Source organism: Streptomyces sp. SID3212 (assembly GCF_009865405.1).
GTDB lineage: Bacteria > Actinomycetota > Actinomycetes > Streptomycetales > Streptomycetaceae > Streptomyces.
The window spans coordinates 1-1,498 of the sequence record NZ_WWJY01000885.1; the positions used below are offsets into that span (position 1 = coordinate 1).

Sequence of the window (1,498 nt, forward strand, 5' to 3'; positions counted from 1 at the left end):
GGCGCCGGTGGCGGGGGCAGCCCCACGGAGCCGAGAGCCGTCACGGCCGGTCCGCCCTCCGCCGTACCGCCGGGGCCGGTGCTGATGCCCGTCGTGCCTCCGGGGTCCGTGCCGGTGTCTGCCGTGCCTCCGGGGCCTGTGCCGGTGCCTGCCGCACTTCCGGGGCCTGTGCTCGTGCCCGCCGTGCCCGCCGTGCCTCCGGGGCCGGTGCTGGTGCCTGCCGTGCCTCCGGGGTCCGTGCCGGTGTCTGCCGTACCGCCGGCGCCTGTGCCGGTGCCTGCCGCACTTCTGGGGCCCGTGCCCGTGTCCCCCGTACCACCGAGGCCGGTGCCTGTGCCTGCCGTACCGCCGACGCCCGTGCCCGCCGTATCAGTGGCGGCCGCGGTGCCTTCGGCGGAGGCGGGGCCGGTCCAGGTCGTGGCCGACAACTCGTGCACCGACGACTCCCGTACCGACCACATCGTTTCCCGCGACAGCCTCTCCGGTGCGGGCGCGCGATCGTGGGTGCTCCGGTGACTTCGTGCCCAGGCGCGCAGCTCGTCGCCCAGCGTCTCGTCGTCCACGTACGAGATCAGGTGTACGGCCAGGTCCGCCAGGGGCAGCCAGTCGGGCCGCGGGGTCGTCTCCGTCAGGAGGTACCAGACCGCCGCCCACAGGGTGTCCGGCTCCACCACCGGCAGGACGAACTCCCGCGTACCGGACACCTTCTGTAAGAGCGCCCCCGGCGTGCCGGGTGTCACGCGGGCCCGCTCGATCAGCTCACGCAGGCGCCGCGTGTCCTCCCGCCGATAGCCGGGCGTCGGGACCCGGTCGGCCAACGGCGCCCAGTGACGGGCGAGCACCCGCGCGGGGATCATCCGGCAGTTGCGGGTGACCGCGTCCTGCGAGACGACCATCCCGGCCACCTGACCGCTCGTCTCCACCATCACGGCGGCCCCGCTGAACCCCCGGTCGGCCTGCTGTCCGTAGCCCCGCCAGTACTCCAGCTGTGCCCATTCGTCGCGGATCAACAGGTGCGAGGTGGCGCGCAGTTCGGTCTGCACGCCTTCTTCCTCGTAGCCCTGGGAGAAGCCGTACGCGATCAGCTTCGGCGGCGGCGTGGCGTACGGGTCGTCCAGCGGGGCGAAGACGGCCGGGGCGATGCCCACCGGCCGGTCGAGCCGCAGCACCGCGAGATCGCCCGGGTCCGTGTCACCGCCCGCCCACACCCCGCGCGCGACCACCTCGGCCGCCACCGGGCCGAGCTCCCGCGCACCGGGGAAGACGACCTCCGCGCGCGGCCACCGGCCCACCACATGGGCACAGGTCAGGACCGTGTCGTCGGTGACGAGGAAGCCGGCCCCCTCCACCGCGCCTTCGACGTCGATCCGCGCGTGCCAGGCGGGAGAGGCCCTCACGACCCGGTGGGCCCGGCCGGCCCGGGCGCGATCGGTCCGTCAACGGTCGGCTCGGCAACGGTCTGTCCGGCAATGGCAGGTCCGGCAATGGCAGGTCCGGA

1 protein-coding gene is annotated in these 1,498 nt (G+C 74.6%); it reads right to left on the reverse strand.

Annotated elements, in window-relative coordinates; translation table 11 throughout:
- Positions 1-1,397: trypsin-like serine protease (locus GT042_RS40180; RefSeq protein ID WP_161311258.1), on the reverse strand; the 1,397-nt coding region annotated here is incomplete at its 3' end.
- Positions 1,398-1,498: the final 101 nt, after the last annotated feature.